Source organism: Paenibacillus sp. FSL R10-2736 (assembly GCF_038000245.1).
Taxonomy (GTDB): domain Bacteria; phylum Bacillota; class Bacilli; order Paenibacillales; family Paenibacillaceae; genus Paenibacillus_AQ; species Paenibacillus_AQ phytohabitans.
Map to the genome: position 1 here is coordinate 2,888,618 of NZ_JBBOBN010000001.1, position 19,252 is coordinate 2,907,869.

17 protein-coding genes are annotated in these 19,252 nt (G+C 52.7%); 10 read left to right on the forward strand and 7 right to left on the reverse strand.

From position 1 onward, the window contains the following. Positions 1-217: 217 nt before the first annotated feature. A complete protein-coding gene (locus NSQ73_RS12465; RefSeq protein WP_340986654.1) occupies positions 218-1,087 on the reverse strand; it encodes a LysR family transcriptional regulator in 870 nt (289 codons plus the stop codon). Positions 1,088-1,257: 170 nt separating this feature from the next. On the opposite strand from NSQ73_RS12465, the gene NSQ73_RS12470 reads away from it, so the two are divergent. From NSQ73_RS12470 to NSQ73_RS12480, 3 genes are all read left to right on the forward strand, one after another. After that, on the forward strand, positions 1,258-2,997 hold the full coding sequence (locus NSQ73_RS12470) for an ABC transporter ATP-binding protein (protein WP_336099932.1): 1,740 nt from the start codon (positions 1,258-1,260) through the stop codon (positions 2,995-2,997). Beyond that, complete coding sequence (locus NSQ73_RS12475; RefSeq protein ID WP_340986656.1) at positions 2,994-4,733, forward strand: ABC transporter ATP-binding protein; 1,740 nt, start codon at positions 2,994-2,996, stop codon at positions 4,731-4,733. The genes NSQ73_RS12470 and NSQ73_RS12475 overlap by 4 nt, the downstream gene beginning before the upstream one ends. A 522-nt stretch (positions 4,734-5,255) precedes the next feature. Continuing rightward, the gene (locus NSQ73_RS12480; protein WP_340986657.1) at positions 5,256-5,831 is read left to right on the forward strand and encodes a histidine phosphatase family protein; all 576 of its coding nucleotides are present in this window, start codon (positions 5,256-5,258) and stop codon (positions 5,829-5,831) included. A gap of 148 nt (positions 5,832-5,979) precedes the next feature. Here the strand turns inward: NSQ73_RS12480 and NSQ73_RS12485 are convergent, their stop codons facing one another. Further along, positions 5,980-6,846, reverse strand: coding sequence for an AraC family transcriptional regulator (locus tag NSQ73_RS12485; protein ID WP_340986659.1), 867 nt, complete (start codon positions 6,844-6,846; stop codon positions 5,980-5,982). Positions 6,847-7,034: 188 nt separating this feature from the next. On the opposite strand from NSQ73_RS12485, the gene NSQ73_RS12490 reads away from it, so the two are divergent. Continuing rightward, positions 7,035-9,113 (forward strand): beta-galactosidase, encoded by a 2,079-nt coding sequence (locus NSQ73_RS12490; RefSeq protein WP_340986661.1) that lies wholly within the window; start codon positions 7,035-7,037, stop codon positions 9,111-9,113. A gap of 253 nt (positions 9,114-9,366) precedes the next feature. Here NSQ73_RS12490 and NSQ73_RS12495 read toward each other — a convergent pair whose 3' ends face one another. Further along, on the reverse strand, positions 9,367-9,996 hold the full coding sequence (locus NSQ73_RS12495) for an NUDIX hydrolase (protein ID WP_340986664.1): 630 nt from the start codon (positions 9,994-9,996) through the stop codon (positions 9,367-9,369). A 152-nt stretch (positions 9,997-10,148) separates the two neighbouring features. On the opposite strand from NSQ73_RS12495, the gene NSQ73_RS12500 reads away from it, so the two are divergent. After that, complete coding sequence (locus NSQ73_RS12500; protein WP_340986665.1) at positions 10,149-10,574, forward strand: hypothetical protein; 426 nt, start codon at positions 10,149-10,151, stop codon at positions 10,572-10,574. Further along, positions 10,574-11,092 (forward strand): hypothetical protein, encoded by a 519-nt coding sequence (locus NSQ73_RS12505; protein ID WP_340986667.1) that lies wholly within the window; start codon positions 10,574-10,576, stop codon positions 11,090-11,092. Before NSQ73_RS12500 ends, NSQ73_RS12505 begins: the two co-directional genes overlap by 1 nt. Positions 11,093-11,304: 212 nt before the next feature. Here the strand turns inward: NSQ73_RS12505 and kduD are convergent, their stop codons facing one another. The 3 genes from kduD to kduI all read right to left on the reverse strand — a co-directional run bounded on the left by kduD (position 11,305) and on the right by kduI (position 13,751). After that, positions 11,305-12,060 carry a 2-dehydro-3-deoxy-D-gluconate 5-dehydrogenase KduD gene (kduD, locus tag NSQ73_RS12510; protein WP_042138045.1) on the reverse strand — a complete coding sequence of 252 codons (756 nt, stop codon included), beginning with the start codon at positions 12,058-12,060 and terminating at the stop codon, positions 11,305-11,307. A 67-nt stretch (positions 12,061-12,127) separates the two neighbouring features. After that, a complete protein-coding gene (locus NSQ73_RS12515) occupies positions 12,128-12,883 on the reverse strand; it encodes a DeoR/GlpR family DNA-binding transcription regulator (protein ID WP_039294698.1) in 756 nt (251 codons plus the stop codon). A 34-nt stretch (positions 12,884-12,917) separates the two neighbouring features. Continuing rightward, positions 12,918-13,751 (reverse strand): 5-dehydro-4-deoxy-D-glucuronate isomerase, encoded by an 834-nt coding sequence (gene kduI / locus NSQ73_RS12520; protein ID WP_039294695.1) that lies wholly within the window; start codon positions 13,749-13,751, stop codon positions 12,918-12,920. Between the two features lie 297 nt (positions 13,752-14,048). Between kduI and NSQ73_RS12525 the strand changes: the two genes are divergently transcribed. From NSQ73_RS12525 to ybaK, 4 genes are all read left to right on the forward strand, one after another. Beyond that, entirely contained in the window at positions 14,049-15,722 is a 1,674-nt protein-coding gene (locus tag NSQ73_RS12525) for a hypothetical protein (protein ID WP_340986669.1), read from the forward strand. A gap of 207 nt (positions 15,723-15,929) precedes the next feature. Continuing rightward, on the forward strand, positions 15,930-17,354 hold the full coding sequence (gene aspA, locus NSQ73_RS12530; RefSeq protein WP_042138041.1) for an aspartate ammonia-lyase: 1,425 nt from the start codon (positions 15,930-15,932) through the stop codon (positions 17,352-17,354). Positions 17,355-17,498: 144 nt separating this feature from the next. Next, positions 17,499-17,750, forward strand: a complete 252-nt coding sequence (locus NSQ73_RS12535) for a YolD-like family protein (protein ID WP_039294685.1) — start codon at positions 17,499-17,501, stop codon at positions 17,748-17,750. Between the two features lie 87 nt (positions 17,751-17,837). Continuing rightward, the gene (ybaK, locus tag NSQ73_RS12540) at positions 17,838-18,314 is read left to right on the forward strand and encodes a Cys-tRNA(Pro) deacylase (protein WP_340986670.1); all 477 of its coding nucleotides are present in this window, start codon (positions 17,838-17,840) and stop codon (positions 18,312-18,314) included. Between the two features lie 63 nt (positions 18,315-18,377). Here the strand turns inward: ybaK and NSQ73_RS12545 are convergent, their stop codons facing one another. Then, a complete protein-coding gene (locus NSQ73_RS12545) occupies positions 18,378-19,181 on the reverse strand; it encodes an aminoglycoside phosphotransferase family protein (protein ID WP_340986671.1) in 804 nt (267 codons plus the stop codon). Positions 19,182-19,252 lie beyond the last annotated feature (71 nt).

Genomic DNA, 19,252 nt, shown 5'->3' on the forward strand with positions numbered 1-19,252 from the left:
CCCAGGTATCGAGGTAGCCAAGTTGTAAGAAGTACAACATTTAGTCCATGCGGTGTGAAACGTCAGAATCCCGGATTCTGCCAGCGTGATGCAGGGTGGAGCGGCCTGAAGGACAGGATGAAGGACAGGATGAAGGAAGCAGAAATTGGACATCCTCCAGAATGTCCGGGCCGGATAACTGCACTGCTGCCGCGAGCGGGAATGTTATGTTCAGGGTTCAGCGTGCCCGGAAGGTCTCGATAAACTTGGTAGCCAGCGACGACAAATACTTGTCCTTGATCCAGACGGCGGCTACACGGGTATGCAGCTCTTCACACCGGATCTCCTTATAGATCAGATTGCCGTGATTCGCCAGCTCAAAAGCAGATTTGGGAATAATTCCGATGCCAAGTCCGGCGTTGGCCCAGAGCAGGGTGGTCCGCGCATCATCGTTCATGCAGAAAATTTGCGGTTCAAAGCCATGCTCCAGGCAGGTCTCACGAATAAGCTGCTCAAACCGGCGGTAAATGATAAGCGGCTTATGTTGAAGCTCTCCGAGTGAAATAGCCGCTTCGCTTGAATTCCAGTCATAATCAGGGGTCATCACAGCAATCATCGGCTCAGAATTGAGATACAGACATTCAAGATTGCTGGAATTAAAAGGGGTGCGGATAATGCCGATTTCGACGATGCCTTTGTTCAGCAGATCGATGATCATAAATGTATTGCCTTCATGAATTTCAAAAGTAACGCCCAGATAGTTCTTGTGGAATTCGCCCAGCCGGTCATGCAGCAGGGTCGCTCCGGAAGAGGAGACGGTGCCGATTGAGAGACTGCCCTTCAGTCCTTTGGCAAAATCATTGATTTCTCTCGTGGTCGAATCCGTTAATTCAAGAATTTGCTGTGCCCGGTTACGCAAAATAATCCCCGCATCGGTTAACTGGATGCTGCGCGGACCGCGTTCAACCAGCTTGACCCCTAGCTCCTCCTCCAGCAGCTTAAGCTGCTGGCTGAGCGGCGGCTGGGCCATTTGCAGCTTCCTGGCGGCTGAGGTGATTTGACCTTCCTCGGCAATCGCCAGGAAATATTTCAATTGGCGGATATCCATGTTATTACAGCCTCCCGTTCCGCGTCTTCAATCACATTCCATATGAAATTCATATGGCAAAGATACGAAACCAATATTATTAATATGTAAGCAGGTATGACATAATCATAACGGGTCTTTTGTTTTTTTCAAGAACGAATACATACTACGTAGGTTAGGTGAGGATTACTGTGTTCAAAATTGCTGTTTTTCTAAAGCCTTACAGGAAAGAAGTGATCATCGGGCCGATCTTCAAGCTGCTGGAGGCGATTCTGGAGCTGCTGCTGCCGACGATTGTGGCCCTGATTATCAACAACGGAATTGGCAGGCAGGACAGCGCCTATGTCTACCGCATGGGCTCCCTGATGGTGCTGATGGCCATCCTCGGCTTCGGCTGCTCTATGATCTGCCAATATTACGCAGCGCGCGCGTCACAGGGCTTCGGCACATCGCTGCGCAACAAAATGTTCAAGCATATTTCATCGTTATCCTACGCAGAGCTTGATATTATCGGCACGCCATCGCTGATCAACCGGATCACGAATGATGTCAATCAGCTCCAGCTGGCCGTAGCTATGCTGATCCGGCTGGTTATCCGTGCGCCGTTCATCTGCATCGGGGCGATCATCATGTCAATGATTCTAGATTTCCGGCTGTCGCTGATCCTGATTGCGGCTACTCCGGTATTCGGAGTCATTCTGTATTTCATCATTACGCGCAGCTCGCCGCTCTACCGCAAATATCAGGCCAAGCTTGACCGTCTGGCGCTGGTGCTTAGCGAGAATCTGTCCGGTATCCGGGTCATCCGCGCTTTTGCCGAGAGCCGCCGGGAGAAGCAGCGCTTCAATGAAGCTTCTGAGGATTTGACGCAGACCGCAATCCGGGTCGGACGTATATCCGCCTGGCTGGGCCCGATGACCACGCTGGTGGTTAACGCGGCGATTATCGCCATTCTTTGGGCAGGCGGCATTCATATCGATGCCGGACGGCTGTCACAGGGGGAGATTATTGCATTCATCAACTATGTGACCCAGATCCTGCTGGCGTTGATTGTGGTATCCAATCTCGTTATTCTATTCACCAAAGCTTCGTCATCTGCCAACCGTGTCAACGAGGTACTGGCAATGACGGCATCGGTTGCCGAGGTTGCGGCAGATGCACCGGCGGCCAAGCGTGATGATTCAGCGCCGGTGATCTCCTTCCGCAATGTTTCGTTCGGGTATAACACAACCGGTGAGCTTGCGCTGGAGAATATCACGGTCGACATTCACCGGGGAGAGACGGTCGGACTAATCGGCAGTACCGGCTCCGGCAAGTCGACCTTCGTGAACCTCATTCCGCGGTTCTATGATGCAGTAGAGGGTGAAATTCTGGTGGAAGGTGTGAATGTGCGGCAGTATCGGCTGGAGCAGCTGCGGAGCAGAATTGGCATTGTGCCGCAGAAGGCCATGCTGTTCACAGGATCAATTGCCGATAACATCCGCTGGGGCAAGGCCTCTGCAACCCGGGAAGAGATTATGTCTGCAGCAGCGGTAGCCCAGGCGGAAGAGTTCATTGCCAAGCTGCCGGAGGGACTGGATACCCTTGTCGCACGCGGAGGACATAATTTGTCCGGAGGACAGAAGCAGCGGCTGACGATTGCCCGGGCGGTTGTAGGGCATCCGCCTATACTCATTCTGGATGATTCCTCCAGTGCGCTGGATTTTGCCACAGATGCAGCTTTGCGCCGTGCACTGAACAAGAACAGCGAAGATATGACAGTTCTGCTTGTATCCCAGCGGGTGAGTACCGTAAGACAGGCGGATCAGATTATTGTCTTCGATGAAGGACGGATTGCCGGTATTGGCAGCCATGAAGAATTGCTGGAGAGCTGCGGGGTCTATCAGGAAATCTGCATGTCCCAGCTCTCAAGCGAGGAGGCCGTACAATGAACAGTACAACGACCTGGAAACGGCTGTTTAGATATACAAGCCAATACCGGAAGATAACCATCGGGGCAGTCATCTGCGCCATTCTGAGTGTGATTGCCAGCCTGATCGGACCGCTGCTGATCGGCCGCGCGGTTGACCATATGATCGGGCCCGATCAGGTGGACTTCCCGGAGATTTTCCGCCTGCTGCTGATCCTGGGAGCCGTATATCTGGTTGGCAGCTTCTTCGGCTGGCTGCTCACTTACTATACGAACAAGCTGGCATACCGGACAGTTTATGATCTCCGCCTCGAGCTGTTTGACAAGCTGGACGCGCTGCCGCTGAAATTTCATGATAATCATCCGCAAGGCGACAGCATCAGCCGGTTCGTGAACGATATGGATGCTGTCTCTGACGGGCTGCTGCAGGGTTTCTCCACGCTGCTGACGGGGATCGTGACCATTGCCGGGGCTATCGGGCTAATGCTCTATATCAGCCCTGTGATGACGCTGGTGGTGCTGTTGTCTGCACCGGCGACCTTCTTCGTCGCCCGCTTCATTACAATGCGTTCCCAGCAGATGTTCCGGGAGCAGGCCAAGATCCTCGGCGGGCTCAACGGTTATGTGGAGGAACTTGTCGGCGGACAAAAGGTAGTGCAGGCCTACCACTACGAGGACCGCTCTTTTGCAGGCTTCGCGGAGCGGAATAATGAGCTGTACAAGACAGGGATTAAGTCACAATTCTACGGCTCCCTCTCTAATCCGACTACACGTCTGGTGAACAACATCACCTTCTCGGTGGTCGCGATGATCGGCAGTGCGCTTGTGATCGGAGGACATTTTTCCGTCGGGGATTTGTCCAGCTTCCTGATCTATTCGAATCTGTTCGCGAAGCCGTTCAATGAGATTACCGGGGTCATTACCCAGCTGCAGTCGGCGACGGCATCGGCGCAGCGTATTTTCAATATTCTGGATCTGCCCCAGGAGAATCCGGATGCTCCGGGTGCTGTAGTGATGAAGGGAAGCCAAGGCACGATTACCTTCGACAAGGTAAGCTTTGCCTATACCCCGGAACGGCCGCTGATCAGGGACTTCAGTCTGGAGGTGAAGCCGGGCACTCGCGTGGCGATTGTCGGCCAGACCGGAGCGGGGAAGACCACACTGGTCAACCTGCTGATGCGCTTCTATGAAGTCGACAGCGGCACCATCCGGATTGACGGTACGGACATTACTTCGATTACCCGGGACAGTCTGCGGCGTAACTTCGGGATGGTGCTGCAGGACACCTGGTTATATGGGGGCTCCATCCGCGACAATATCGCTTACGGTAAGCCGGAAGCGTCGGAGGCTGAAGTCATTGCCGCTGCCAAAGCTGCGAATGCACACAGCTTCATCAAACGTCTGCCCGAGGGCTATAATACGAAAATAAGCGGCTCGGGAGATAATCTCTCTCAAGGCCAGAAGCAGCTGCTTACCATCGCCCGTGTGATGCTCGTCGATCCGCCGATGCTTATTCTGGATGAGGCCACGAGCAGTATTGATACGCTGACGGAGGTGCGGATTCAGAAGGCTTTTCTGGCGATGATCTCCGGCCGTACCAGCTTCGTGATTGCCCACCGGCTGTCCACGATCCGTGAGTCGGACCTGATTCTGTTCATGAAGGACGGCGACATTGTCGAGAGCGGAACGCATGAGGAGCTGGTGAGGAGCGGTGGATATTACGCCCGCTTGTATAATAGCCAGTTTATGGCGGTGTAGATAAGGTAAATGCAGAAAGACAGCTGCGGTCAGGACTTCTTAGGAGGAGGCTGGCTTGCGGCTGTCTTTTTTTGCAGCGGGATAAGCTGAACTTAGGAGATTTACATAAGAATCAGCTGTGACTTTGGTGATCTTTGGGCTTTAGGTTACTTAGGGGTGCTGCTGTTGCCATAATTTACCGGTTAACTCGCTGGTAGTGGTGGAGATCCGGCGAACCGGTGACTTTTGGATAATCCTGCACATAATACAACATTCTCTTCATTATTTCGGCCCAAATCGGCAATTGTTGTATAAAAAGCAGGATTTCCCGACCTCCAAGCGGCTGAGCGGGACAATTCTTGTATTTCGTACAACAATCCTCCTGAACACCTGGATATTAAGGGATTAAAGTTGCAATTCGTACAACAATAGTGCCCCATGCAAAAGTGAGTAAGTAACTCAATCCGCTGTGCCACAGCTAACGAGAGATTTCGGTGATAAATTGCAGTGATCAATAGACGATAACGATGGAGGTTCATTCGAGTGGCAATAATCGGTTTAATCAGGCATGGGATTACAGAGTGGAATATCGCGGGAAGGGCTCAGGGACTGGCGGATATCCCGCTTAACGGGGAAGGCAGAGAACAGGCGGTTAGACTTGCCGGACGGCTGAGTAAAGAACCGTGGGACCTCATGATTTCCAGCCACTTGTGCCGGGCCAGGGAGACCGCAGAGATTATTGCTGCTGCCTCAGGAATTGAGGAGCACCTGATTGACGAACGGATATGTGAAATGGATTGCGGACAGCTGGAAGGGCTGAATGAGGCAGAATGGCTCGGAAGATGGGGGAGGGACTGGCGCAGCCTGGAGCTCGGGATGGAGAAGGCAGAGGATGTATCACGCAGAGGCGCGCTTGTTCTGGAGGAACTGTATACCCGCCATCCGGATAAAAAAGTACTCGTTGTCAGCCACGGTGCCTTAATCGGCTTAACGCTCCAGCATCTGCTGCCGCAAGTGTTCACCACCACTTACATAGATAATGCTTCGCTAACTCTGATCACCAAAATCAATAATAACTGGGATTGCCTGCTGTACAACTGTGTGGAGCATTTGGCTTAAGTATTAGCAGGCTGAACTCGTCCGTGAAAATAACCCCATCCCCCAAGCACACCTTCGGGTCACAGTTGAGCTGACTATTCTTCATACGTTTGGGGGTGCTGGACGTCTTATGCAGTGCAGCGTAACGGATGGAGCGCGGATACGTTGCTCACTCTGCACTCCCATGCAGCTGGCTCCGCATTACCCCCGGAGTCACCCCGTGCGCCTTGCGGAAGACGCGGATGAAATAATTGGTGTCCATCCCAAGGTTGAGGGCGATATCCTGCACAGGACGCTCAGGGTCCTCGGTGATCATCTGTACGGCGCGCTGCAGCCGCAGGTTCTGCAGATATTTATGCGGGGTCACGCCGTATTCCTGCAGGAACAGACGCTGGAAATGCTGGACAGAATAACCGACGGCAGCGGCCAGATTCGTAATCAGCAGCGGCTCCGTGAAATGCTCGTTGATCAGGCTGACGGCCTTATTCAGAGCTTCGTTGCGTACATTTTCGTTCTCCAGGCGGGTCGCCGTACCGGCGGAGCATTCGCTCCTGCGCAGCATCAGCAGCAGCCTATAGAGGGTTACCGACAGATCCTGCATCGACTGCTCCTCCTGGCGGCCGGTGCTGTTTCCATTTACCGTATGCCAGATTCCGCCGATCATATCCCAGCAATCCTCGAACCGTTCAGGATGGAACAGCGCAGACGGCAGCAGGCCGAGTCCCTCCAGCACAGATGCTGACTGGCTTCCATGGAAGCCGATGAAACCTACATGCCACGGCTCATGTGACAACGGATAATACTCGTGCCCGCGGTCGGGTGGAAAAGCATAGGCCATTCCCGGCGTCAGCACTGTCTCAGTGCCGCTCTCAAGGTCGCGGAACCGTCCGCTGCCGCTGCGGATCAGGAAAATCTGGTGCACCGGGAATCCGGCCGGACGCACATGGTGATACTGGATATGGCGGCCGACCGAATAAGGGTATAAGGGGAACGCATTCAGGTCGCGCGGCATTTCGATCAGGGAGAAGGGGAGCATGTACACACCTCATATTCATTTTGTGCTATGGAAACGCTATTATTATACTACCATTGGCAACTGATTATCCTTTATTATAAATAGTATAAACGGTTACAAGCTAAAGGGATAGAGCTGACGAAGAACTTATATCAGTGAAAAGTCCCATTCTAACATCGAACCCTATACGAGAGGATGAATGTAATAATATGAACAGCAAAGTTCCTGCAATCAGCAGCAAGGCTCCTGTAATGCTGCATGGTGCCGACTATAATCCCGAGCAATGGCTGAAATACCCTGAGGTGCTGAAAGAAGATATCCGGATGATGAAGCTGGCAGGCTGCAATGTAATGTCCGTGGGGATTTTCTCCTGGGTATCGCTGGAGCGTGAAGAAGGAGTATTCACCTTCGATTGGCTCGATCAGCTGCTGGATACTTTTAAGGATAATGGAATTTATGCCTTCCTGGCTACGCCAAGCGGAGCACGTCCGGCCTGGATGTCGGAGAAATATCCTGAGGTATTGCGGGTTGAACGTAACCGGGTGCGCAATCTGCACGGAGTCCGCCATAATCACTGCTTCACTTCTCCGGTCTACCGTGAAAAAACCGCGCTGATGAACTCCAAGCTGGCTGAGCGTTACGCTCATCACCCGGCAGTCATCGGCTGGCATATCTCCAATGAATTCGGCGGCGAATGCCACTGTGATTACTGTCAGAATGCCTTCAGAGAGTGGCTCAAGGTTAAATATAAGGGAAGTCTGGACGAGCTGAATCATGCCTGGTGGGCCACATTCTGGAGCCATACGTACACCTCCTGGGAACAGATTGAATCCCCGGCTCCGCACGGAGAGACTCAGGTGCATGGTCTTAACCTGGACTGGCGCCGTTTCGTAAGTGACCAGACGATTAACTTCTGCCAGCATGAAATTGACTCGGTGCGCAGCTTCAATCCTGAACTGCCGGTGACGACCAACATGCATATGATCGACGGCATTGATTATCGTAACCTGGCGAAGATCCTTGATGTGGTCTCCTGGGATGCTTATCCGGACTGGGGGTATACCGAGGACGATGATGATGCCCGGCTGGCAGCCTGGACGGCGATGCACCACGATATGTACCGCAGCTTCAAAAAGAAACCGTTCCTGCTGATGGAAAGCACACCTTCGCTCACGAACTGGCAGATTGTCAGCAAGCTGAAGCGTCCGGGTATGCACAAGCTGTCCTCCCTGCAGGCGGTAGCCCATGGTTCAGACTCCGTGCAGTACTTCCAGTGGCGCAAAAGCCGCGGCTCCAGCGAGAAGTTCCACGGCGCGGTTGTCGATCACAGCGGACATGCGGAGACCCGTGTATTCAGAGATGTAGCTGAGGTTGGCCGTACGCTGGCAGGATTAACGGATGTAGTCGGTACAACCACTCCTGCCGAAACGGCCATCCTGTTCGACTGGGACAACCGCTGGGCGGTTAAGGATGCCCAGGGTATCCGCAATTCCGGGCTGAAATATGAAGAGACTGTGCTTCAGCATTACCGTGGACTGTGGGAGCTGGGGATTCCGGTGGACGTAGTCGGCTCTGGTGATGATCTGTCCGGCTACAAGCTGGTAATTGCGCCCATGCTGTACCTGATCAGCGAAGAAAATGGCAAACGGATTGAGAAGTACGTGGAGCAGGGCGGCACATTCCTGGCTACCTATTGGTCGGGAGTCGTTGGCGAGACCGACCTGTGCCATCTCGGCGGCTTCCCTGGCCCGCTGCGCAGAACCCTGGGAATCTGGGCAGAAGAGACAGAAGGACTGCACAGCCGCGATCTGAACGGCCTCGTGATGGACCCTGGCAACACCCTGAAGCTGACCGGAGACTATGATGCGCATGAAATCGCTGAGCTGATTCATCTGGAGGGTGCTGAAGCGCTGGGCCATTACCGCAGCGACTTCTACGCCGGACGTCCGGCACTGACCGTGAACAAGCTGGGGGCAGGCAAAGCCTATCATCTGGCCACACGGGTGAAGGACCCGCAGTTCTATGTGGATCTGTATGCTGCCATTGCCGGAAAAGAACGCATCAGCCGCTCCCTGAACACCGAGCTTCCTACAGGAGTAACGGCTCAGCTGCGCAGTGACGGCGAGCATGATTATGTATTTGTGCAGAATTTCAGCGGCAGCGAGCAAGTGGTAACGCTGGATGGTCAGGAGTATACGGACCTCGAATCCGGTGCTGCTGCACCTGCAGAGCTGAAGCTGCCGGTCAACGGGCTGGTTATGCTGAAACGCCAGACTGCAAAGGTATAATTTGCTGAAAATGTAAGCAATGAGTTAAAAAAAGGCAGGACCCGCTAAAAGTCGGGTTCTGCCTTTTTGGATGATATGATAAGCCTCCAATTTGCAGTGAAGCAGATGCTGTTTATCCACGTAATGCCAGGAATCAATTCGTTCGACGAAAAATAAATGTATTAAATCCATCTAAAGGTTTTATTTTGAGCATTACGCCTGACATTTTGCCGTGGAAGCAGCCGAGTAAGCAAATAGTTTTGAAATCTGGACGTCATTCACTGCTGTAAAGAGCTTCAATACCCTCAATCACCCGCAAATAATAAGCAGTCTCATGCGGGACGAGCTGTGAGAGATCAACCTGCTCATTAATTTCGGCCCGTTCACCGTCATCGGTTACCCGGAAGCCTTGCACATGTAGAGTGCTGCTTGCCCCAGCGATGAAGCTGCGGAACTCGGCGAAGCGGGCCTGGACGATCCCTGCTACCTCTTCCTGCTGCAGTGAGAAGTCACTGAGAGCATATTTGTTCTCGTAAACAAAAACATTCGCCCGCTCCCGGTCCATAAACCCGGCTGTATCCATCTGGTAGGGGATAATCCCCAAAGGTTTTAATTCGTCAAAAGCAAGCCTAAGGCCCAGCTCCTCCTGTACCTCCCGAACACCGCCCTCCACCGTCTCATCAGCCATCAGATGGCCGGCGGCGGTGATATCGAGCAGTCCGGCATAATCTCTTTTGTGCCGGCTGCGCAGCTGAAGGTAGATCATCAGCCCATTGTCAGCCTGGCGGACAAACCAGCAGTGAAAGGTCTCGTGCCAGAGACCGCGGCGGTGTACCTCATCGCGGGGAGCGGTTCCGGTTCTATTACCTTGCTCATCAAATGTAGTCAGTATCTCTTCGGTCATACAGAAGCTCCTTCACCAATTGCGTCAAAGCAGGATGCGGAATGCAGCGGGACTTGACGATTATATTTTTTACAGCTTACCATAGATACAGAAATACAGTAATATCCAAATGAAGGTGTGGTAGAGGGAATGTACAGCTCAGGAGGAGAACGATGAAATATTTGGTTAAGCTAAATCTGGCCAGCATCATCTTGGCTCTGCCGGTCTTTGCGGCCACTGAGCTGATTGGAAATGCACTGAGGATTAGCCGGATCACCGGATGGGAGTACGGGAAGGTTGAGCGTTCAGTCACGCTAATTAATATCGCAGGCTTTTTGCTGACCGGAATTCTGATCGTGTATTTAACCCGGCGAATACTGGGCAACCGGAGAATAGCTATGATTACGAGCTTGCTCTGGTTTGCCTATTTCAGCTTATTCGTCTACCTGTTCGCTGCGCTCTTTCCTATGACAGTACATGAGGACAAGCCGACGCCGGTTACCGGACTAATCTTCATAGGGATACTTATCCTGCATTTCTTGTATTTAGCCATTGTTCAGGCATGCTCTATATTCTTGACTGTCAGGGAGGACGACTAATGCAGCCAGTACCCATGGAGCGTACTACATTCTACTCGCTAAGCGATGAACGGCTCGGCTATGCCTGCATGGAACCCACGTTCATGAAGATCCGCGCCAAATCTCCGGCGGTGAAGAATGAAGCAATTGCACAGCTTAGCAGGGGACAGAGGGCACTCTGTATGTTCCGGATTCTGTATGACCACAGCTCTAAGTCCGCAGAAGAATACTACGGGTGGCTCAGTTATCTGCTGGATCAGCCGGGATACTGGAGCGGTGTGCTGGAGGGATTGCAGTTCTTTGAAGATGCTCCGCTGATTCATCTGCTGGAGGAATCGAAAGAGCTGTTCGAGGCGAGGAACCTGCGTGCAGGCACGGGCTGGGACGAAGCGGCAATTACAGATTTGGAAGCGGACCCGGAGCTGCAAGAAGCCGTAGCCACCCTGTATGCACAATATCAGGAGCTTACATCACATACTCTGCGGATCATCGCCGGTTACATTCGTGCGAATCCTGACGAGTTCATCGTGTTCCGATAAGGGCTGGGGCGGATTAGGCATACAAAGAACCCCGGTGCCTAAGAAGCATCCGGGGTTTGATGTGTTTAGCAGCTGCTCTGAACAGCCGCCGCTAAACTATGAACAATTCTATCTATACGCGCTCAGTTTGTATATACGGCGCTTATTATCTCTATAATTGGAGCAAGCCGAATCAATTCATGGTGCTGTTATTCAAAAATTCCAAGCCGGAATTATCTGGCCAGCCATCCGCCGTCTACATTAAGGATATGTCCGTTCAGGTAATCGGAAGCCGCGGATGCCAGGAACACAGCAGGGCCCTTAACATCTTCAGCAGTTCCCCAGCGTCCGGCTGGAATGCGGTCAAGGATTGAATCGGAACGGCTCTGATCCGCACGGATTGGAGCTGTGTTCTCAGTAGCCATGTATCCTGGAGCGATCGCGTTGATGTTCAGGCCGGAACCAGCCCATTCGTTAGCGAAAGCTTTAGTCAGACCTGCTACGGCATGCTTACTTGCAGTGTAGCCTGGTACGTTAATGCCGCCCTGGTAGGAGAGCATGGAGCAGATGTTGATGATTTTACCGTTGCCTCTTTCAAGGAAGTGGCGGCCGGCGATCTGGGACAGCAGGAATACAGTGTTCTGGTTGAGGTTGATGACGTCAAACCAGTCTTTTTCGCTGTGATCCTTGGCTGGAGTACGGCGGATCATACCCGCGCAGTTCACGAGGATGTCTACTTTGCCTGTGAAGGCAACAGCTTCGTCGAACATGCCCTGAAGCTTGGAGTGATCGCTCAGATCAGTAGCGATGCTGAGTGCCTTGACGCCAAAAGCTTCAGCTGCTGCAACAGTTTCTTCACTTCCATTAAGAGAAGCGGAAATTACATCTGCGCCAGCTTCTGCGAAGGCAAGGGCGATCCCTTGTCCAAGACCCTGTGCGGCACCCGTTACGATTGCTGTTTTACCTGCCAAACTGAATAAAGATGACATATTATAATTCTCTCCTTTTAAGTTGCATAATTGAGTATCGCTTATAGGGCTTAAATGGGTATTTAAACTACCCGCACTCGATGTTGACGCCTGCCTTGCGGAACAGCTCCACCGTCTCGGGCGCAAGCCCGCTGTCTGTAAGCAGCACATCGACTTCCTGCAGTGAAGCAAAGGTGCGCAGAGCGGTGTGCCCGAATTTGTGATGATCGCAAGCGGCGAATACCTGGCGGGCCGTGGATACTAGGGCTTGTTTGAAATCGATTAAATCTCCGGTATAGATGGACAGGCCATGCTCAATATGAACGGCTGTCGCCGAGAGAAAGGCTTTTTGAATATTAAGCTTCTGTACATAGGAGACAGCTTCAGGGCCGGCCAGCATATTGCGGACACGGTACCCTCCGGGAACGACCAGACGTATGTTGTCTTTGGGAACCAGCTCGCTGATGATATACACATCGTTGGTAATGACCGTCAGGGGCATATTCTCCAGCCGCCGGGCAATCTCAAGCGTGGTGCTCCCGCCATCGAGTGCAATGATGTCATCCTTGGCGATATGTGCCAGCGCACGCAGGGCAATCTCCGATTTCTCCTCGGAATACTTATCCAGCGGGTCTTTGGAGGGCAGAATTCCGAATTGATCGCTCTGTGCCAGCACAGCTCCGCCGTGTACACGCATGATCAGTCCTTGTTCCTCCAGCTTGCTTAAGTCCTCGCGGATTGTTTTTCCCGTTACCTGGAGCTTGTCGCTCAGCTCGTTCACTGTTACATCCTTCTGGTTCAGCATAACTTCCATAATCATCTCGTGCCGCCGTATCGGGTTCATCCGCCTGCCTCATCTTTCCGTAGTTGATTTGCTTCTATTGTAATTCTTTCATGCCTACGGGGTCCATATCGTCGTAACGTTTATTATCTCCGGCCATACTCCAGATGAAGGTGTAGTTATGTGTACCCACGCCGCTGTGAATGGACCAGCTTGGGGAAATGACAGCCTGTTCATTGTGCATTACAATGTGGCGGGTTTCTGTAGGCTCGCCCATCAGGTGGAAGACGATAGAGTCATCCGGCAGATCGAAGTAGAAGTAAGCTTCCATCCGGCGCGGATGAGTGTGGGATGGCATGGTGTTCCACATGCTGCCCGGTTTCAGCTGAGTCATTCCCATAACAAGCTGTGCGCTCTGCACGCCGTTCGTGTGAATGAAGCGGTGAATCGTACGTTCGTTGGAATTCTCAAGTCCGCCCATGGCTCCGGATTCGGATTCAGCCAGCGTGGTCTTGGTAGTAGGGTAGGACTGGTGAGCCGGAGCGGAATTCAGGTAGAATTTCGCCGGTTTGGCGCTATCCGCGCTTTTGAAAATAACATCTTTGGAGCCTTGGCCTACATACAGGCATTCCTTGAAGTCAACTTCATATTCAGTTCCGTCTACAACAACCGAACCTTTGCCGCCGACATTGATAATACCCAGCTCACGGCGTTCCAGGAAGTAAGTCACTCCAAGCTCCTTAAGGTCCGTTGTAAGTACAACATCCTCATTGACCGGATTAGCCCCGCCAACGATCATGCGGTCTTCGTGGGTCAGGACAAGCTTCAGTTCATCCGGAGCAAAAATAACCGGAATGTGGAACTCCTTGCGCAGGCGCTCAGTGTCAAACTGCTTAACTTCATTCGGATGTGATGCAAAACGTCTTTCCATTGAATATTCAATCTCCTTAAGAAAAATGTATTTTCGTTCGTATAGGTACAATTTAATCCATTTGCGTTCATTTGGCAAGAGATAATCTTTTTTAGTACGTTTATTTTAGTTTGTTTGTTAGTTTTAGAGATTGCCATCTGAACTGAAAGCGTGCACAATAGAGCTGGAAAGCAGTGAGTTCCCAGGGTGGAGTATACCTAATAGAAGAGGGATAGTTGTTCTATGTATACACACGCGGACATGACTCCCGGATTAGGGGCTCGTGATACAGAAAATATATATTGGAGGGTGAGGGAAATGGCAGACAGGCTTCAGGATCAGACTTCTTATAAAATACGCCGGCAGGAAATTATCAATTCAATCGCACTGGAGGCGGAGCGGCGTCCGCTGCTCGGAAGCGGCCTCTGGTTCCATGATGATGTGCGGAATAACTTCTATTATGCTTCCTATTTATTTGCCGCTGCGGTAGATGATACGCTGGAGCTGCCTTTCGATAAGGAGGAAGCGAAACGGAAGGCGGAAGCTGTCATGCTGGAAACGGTCCTGCTGCAGAACCGCCAGCCCGGTACAGAACTCTATGGCCACTGGCCGCTGGGCTTGAATCCGCAGCCCAGAGAAGCGCCGCCGCATGAGCTGCCGGTGGAGATCATGGGCAGCCTGATGGTCTGGTTCTGCAAGCAATATTCGACCCAGTTCAGCGCGGGGCTGCGTATTGCCTTCCACACGGCCATCGGTCATGTGTACCGCAGCGGATTTTTCCGTAAGCCGGTAACGACGTTCGGCCACCATGAAGCGAAATATACGGCAGCCAAGCTGATCTTCGGCAGCTTCTTCGAGGATGACGAGCTGCTGGAAGACGGACAGCGCAGTCTGGACATCACACTGGCGCATATCCGGGAGAAAGGGATGCCGGAGTACGGCAGCCTCCCGTGGTTCTGGCACTGGGTGCAAGCGTTCACCTGTGCCTGGGAGCTGGAGACAGACAGCGGCATTAAGCATACCCTTGGCGAGATGCTGGATTATCTCTGGAACGAGCGGAGCCAGTGGTATCTGCAGGGCGCCTGGGCAGGTGCCCATTCCAGAGGCTGGCCGCATGATGTGCCGGTTGACGGCAATGTGCTGCACGACTATGTGCAGTTCGGAGACTTCAAGCTGCCGGCGGAGATGCCGCGCACCGAATATGCCGGTTTCCTGTTCTATGAAGCGCCGGAGCAGGTGCGTTCGAATGCACTGAACCGCGAGGCAGCGGTAGAGGTCAAGAAGCAAACCGAGAAGGTGGTTGCCGGTGATCCGGACCGCCAGCAGCCGCTTCATTCCTATGCCTACATCACAGAGAATTATGCGGCAGGCGGTATGTGGGAGCGGGTAGAGGAGTTCGACAATGAGCAGCTGCGCTGGGCGTATTCGCTCCCAGTGGGTGCAGCCGAAGGCGTGAACCGGCTGTACTTCTTCCATCCGGGCCAGGGGTATAACGCGGGGGATCCGCGTCACCAAAGCCCTTATATGGAAGTGCTGTATCATAAGAACACCGTCATGTCCCTGTTCCCGGTACCCGAAGGTGAGAACAAGCTGGTTGTAGGTGTTCTTCCCAAGGGGCAGTGGAGTAAACAGCCTGCAGCACTGTTCGGTTATGCAGGCAAGGTGTATTTTGCCGTCTACTTATCGCATGGCTATGAGCTGCTGGAACGCCCGGATTATCTCGAGGTGATCTCCGCAGGGATGCCGGGCGGAGTCGTTGTTGAAGCGCTAAGCGTCAGCCAGGCTGCGGAGCTGGGAATAAGCGGGCTTGATGAGTTTGCCGCAGCCGCCGCACAGCGGGCACCTAAGTTTGGAGCGGGAGAAATTCTGTCCGCGGAATATAGCTCTCTGATCAGCAAAGCGCATCTGCAGCTAAGCACAGACAATGGCCTGACAGAGGTAAAAGCAGAGATTAACAGCAAACCGGTTTCTTTTGACAGTTATTCTGTCTAAGCTTGTAAATAATTAATGAACCTATAGAGGACCCGGGGATGCTGAAGCGTCTGCCGGGTTCTTTTGCGCTGTCTGCAGCCAGCTTCGCTATCAAGATGGGCTGGAGCATGATATGTTAAGAATGGTAATATCTTAGTAGATCAAAGGAAAGAATAAGATAACTATTGTGAAAGCCGATCATCGACTACAGGACATGGGGGGAGCATTATGACAGAGATAGAGTACCGGCTGGAGAAGGATTTCTTAGGAAGCAAACAGGTGGAGAAACACGCCTACTACGGGATACAGACGCTGCGTGCAGTAGAGAATTTCCCGATAACCGGGTACCGGGTGCATCAGGAGCTGATTAAAGCTATGGGCATCGTCAAGAAATCTGCAGCACTGGCCAATATGGAAATCGGCAGACTCTACAAGGGACTGGGGGAAGTTATCGTTGCAGCGGCGGATGAGGTGATTGCCGGAAAGTGGCATGACCAGTTCATCGTGGACCCGATTCAAGGCGGGGCCGGCACCTCGCTGAATATGAATGCGAATGAAGTGATTGCGAACCGCGCGCTGGAGCTGCTGGGCCGGGCCAAAGGCGATTATCTGCAGCTTAGTCCCAACACGCATGTGAATATGGCACAGTCCACGAACGATGCTTTTCCGACGGCGATTCATATTGCCACGCTCTCTCTGCTGGAGCAGCTGCTGGTGACTATGCGGAGCATGCATGGCGTATTTGTGCTGAAAGCAGCAGAATTTGATCCGGTTATCAAAATGGGGCGGACCCATCTTCAGGATGCGGTGCCGATCCGTCTGGGTCAGGAATTCGAGGCGTACAGCCGCGTGCTGGAGCGTGATATTCAGCGGATCGAGCATACGCGGCATCATCTCTATCAGGTGAACATGGGGGCGACGGCGGTCGGCACCGGACTGAATGCGGAGCCGCGTTATATCGCGCGGGTGGTAGAACTCCTGGCTGAGATCAGCGGATTGCCGCTGGTCAGTGCTGAGCATCTGGTGGATGCTACTCAGAATACGGATGCTTACACCGAGGTTTCCGCAGCGCTGAAGGTCTGCATGATGAACATGTCCAAAATCGCCAATGACCTGCGGCTGATGGCCTCCGGTCCGCGCTCCGGCTTTAATGAAATTACGCTTCCGGCCCGCCAGCCCGGATCTTCGATCATGCCCGGCAAGGTGAATCCGGTGATGGCCGAGGTGATCAATCAGGTCGCTTTTCAGGTCATCGGCAATGATCATACGATCTGTCTCGCCGCCCAGGCAGGCCAACTCGAGCTGAACGTTATGGAGCCGGTGCTGGTATTCAATCTGATCCAGTCGATCAGCATTATGAACAATTCCTTCAAGGTGTTCACGGACTATTGCCTGGCTGGCATTGTGGCCAATAAGGAGAAGCTGCAGCGGGAAGTCGAGCAGAGCGTCGGCATCATTACTGCGGTGAACCCGCATCTGGGCTATGAAGTGGTGTCGCGTATTGCCAGAGAAGCGATTCTGACCGGCGAATCCGTGCGCGCTTTATGCCTGAAATACAATGTGCTCAGTGAGGAAGAGCTTAATCTGATCCTCGATCCGTATGAAATGACCCATCCCGGGATCGCGGGGGCTGCGCTTTTGAATAAGGAATAAAGGGCAGAATCCGGGGGATAGCGAAAATTGGCTGCAGAGACCGGTATTATTTTGTAAACCCGGGGTAAAGGTCGTGTTATAATATACGGGAGCATTTACACCCGGAAGTATCATAAATTTGTAATGGCTTACTGGAGGCATAGTGTGGCGAAGGCAAAAGTAGCAAAACGTCCAACCCGCGACGAATTCGTGCTGGAAGAGCTGGGCAATCAGCTGGTCGAGGCGAAACAGGAGGATTCCGAGATTCTGCTGACGGTCTGGGGGAAGGAAGAACAGGTTCGCGGAGTGATTGTGGAGATGGATTCGCGTACCGGCAAGGTACACCTGCGATATAACGAAGAAATTATCAAGGTTCCGTTCATGGATATTATGCAGGTGAATTACCCGCGGGATTAGCCGCTGGAGGCAAGTCTTTCAGGGTAGAGTATAGCAGGACTGAAGAAAGCTCCGGCGCGCCGGAGAGTGGTTGGAGGTAGCAGGGACATGCAAGTGAACAAAACCAATGCCATGCGTATGCTTGATGCAAAAAAGGCCGGATACACCCTTCATACTTATGATAATGAGGATGGCCAGATTCACGGGAGTGCTGTTGCTGAGAAGATTGGCCTCCCGGCGGAGACTGTGTTTAAGACACTGGTATCACATAGCGGGCCGCAGCCCTATGTATTTGTTATTCCGGTGGCTGAAGAGCTTGATCTCAAGAAAGCGGCCAAAGCTGCCGGAGCGAAGAAGATCGAGATGCTCCCGCTGAAGGAGCTGCTGAAGTGGACAGGCTATGTGCGCGGCGGATGTTCGCCCGTTGGCATGAAGAAGCTGTATCATACGTTCATACACAGCAGCGCGGAGGGATTGCAGACCATCGCCGTCAGTGCAGGCCGCATCGGCATGCAGATGGAGCTTGAGCCTAAGCTGCTGGCAGATGTGGTGTCTGCTGTATTTACGGATCTGATTAAAGAATAGCAGTAGAACAAGAAGCCGGAATTCCTGGAGGTCTAGGGATTCCGGCTTCTTTGGCGGTTACGGCTAACTCCATTCTGCGTAGTGACCGGTTATAAACTGGATTTCACGCTCATAGTGTGCCAGATGCCCCTCATCAACCATTTTCATAAAAGCAGGATTGCCGCTCGCGGCCCCCTTCTTCAGCGTGTCGCACATGACGGTCAAACGTTCAATGATCCACGTATGCAGATCCTTAGGGACGGGAATCCCATAAGCCTCAAAAAATAACTGTATCCGCTGGCGCCGGTCTGATGCATGTAAATGGGTTTGGTATGCTGCAGTGGACCCTGACGAGTAGTCAGGTGCGAAGCTGGCCAGCGGAACTGATGTGTAGATGGAATAGGCAATATCCCACATCCGCGGACCGGGTCCGGCCATGTCGAAATCAATCAATGCCACTGGAGCATCATTCTGAAAAACCACATTGTACAGGGCAGCGTCATTATGGCAGATCACTTCATGTGCTTCGGGATTAGCATAGCTGAGCTGCCAGCTTCCCTCTGGTTGCGGGTTGAACCCTTCAGTCGCATCATGGTAATGACGTAACAGGCGTGCTACACCTGCAAGTGTCTCACCAGACCACATATATGGCTTAAGTTCAGGGTAAGCATTGCCTGGAACTTCTCCAGGAATATAGCTGAGTATTTCACGCCCGGCTTCGTCCATTCCGAGAAAACGTGGCGCTCCCCCGAAGTTCTGCTTCTCCAAATGCTGCAGCAGTTGATGGACATTAGGACTCCAGCCCCCTGTGGGACGGCGGACGCTGTCCGCCTTACGGACAATGTGATTCACATTTCCGCCGGTCAATATTTCTTCGTGCTGAGTCACAGGCATTCCTCGCTTTCACTAGGGAGGTACGTAATGTAGCGCAGATACCGCAGATACTACTTGCAGCTAGA

Coding starts and splice junctions, on each gene's coding strand:
- NSQ73_RS12505 (WP_340986667.1), top strand. CDS start 10,574: ATGCAGCCAGTACCCATGGAGCGTACTACATTCTACTCGCTAAGCGAT.
- NSQ73_RS12495 (WP_340986664.1), bottom strand. CDS start 9,996: ATGACCGAAGAGATACTGACTACATTTGATGAGCAAGGTAATAGAACC.
- NSQ73_RS12485 (WP_340986659.1), bottom strand. CDS start 6,846: ATGCTCCCCTTCTCCCTGATCGAAATGCCGCGCGACCTGAATGCGTTC.
- NSQ73_RS12465 (WP_340986654.1), bottom strand. CDS start 1,087: ATGGATATCCGCCAATTGAAATATTTCCTGGCGATTGCCGAGGAAGGT.
- ybaK (WP_340986670.1), top strand. CDS start 17,838: ATGCAAGTGAACAAAACCAATGCCATGCGTATGCTTGATGCAAAAAAG.
- NSQ73_RS12515 (WP_039294698.1), bottom strand. CDS start 12,883: ATGAACCCGATACGGCGGCACGAGATGATTATGGAAGTTATGCTGAAC.
- NSQ73_RS12525 (WP_340986669.1), top strand. CDS start 14,049: ATGGCAGACAGGCTTCAGGATCAGACTTCTTATAAAATACGCCGGCAG.
- aspA (WP_042138041.1), top strand. CDS start 15,930: ATGACAGAGATAGAGTACCGGCTGGAGAAGGATTTCTTAGGAAGCAAA.
- NSQ73_RS12490 (WP_340986661.1), top strand. CDS start 7,035: ATGAACAGCAAAGTTCCTGCAATCAGCAGCAAGGCTCCTGTAATGCTG.
- NSQ73_RS12475 (WP_340986656.1), top strand. CDS start 2,994: ATGAACAGTACAACGACCTGGAAACGGCTGTTTAGATATACAAGCCAA.
- kduD (WP_042138045.1), bottom strand. CDS start 12,060: ATGTCATCTTTATTCAGTTTGGCAGGTAAAACAGCAATCGTAACGGGT.
- NSQ73_RS12500 (WP_340986665.1), top strand. CDS start 10,149: ATGAAATATTTGGTTAAGCTAAATCTGGCCAGCATCATCTTGGCTCTG.
- kduI (WP_039294695.1), bottom strand. CDS start 13,751: ATGGAAAGACGTTTTGCATCACATCCGAATGAAGTTAAGCAGTTTGAC.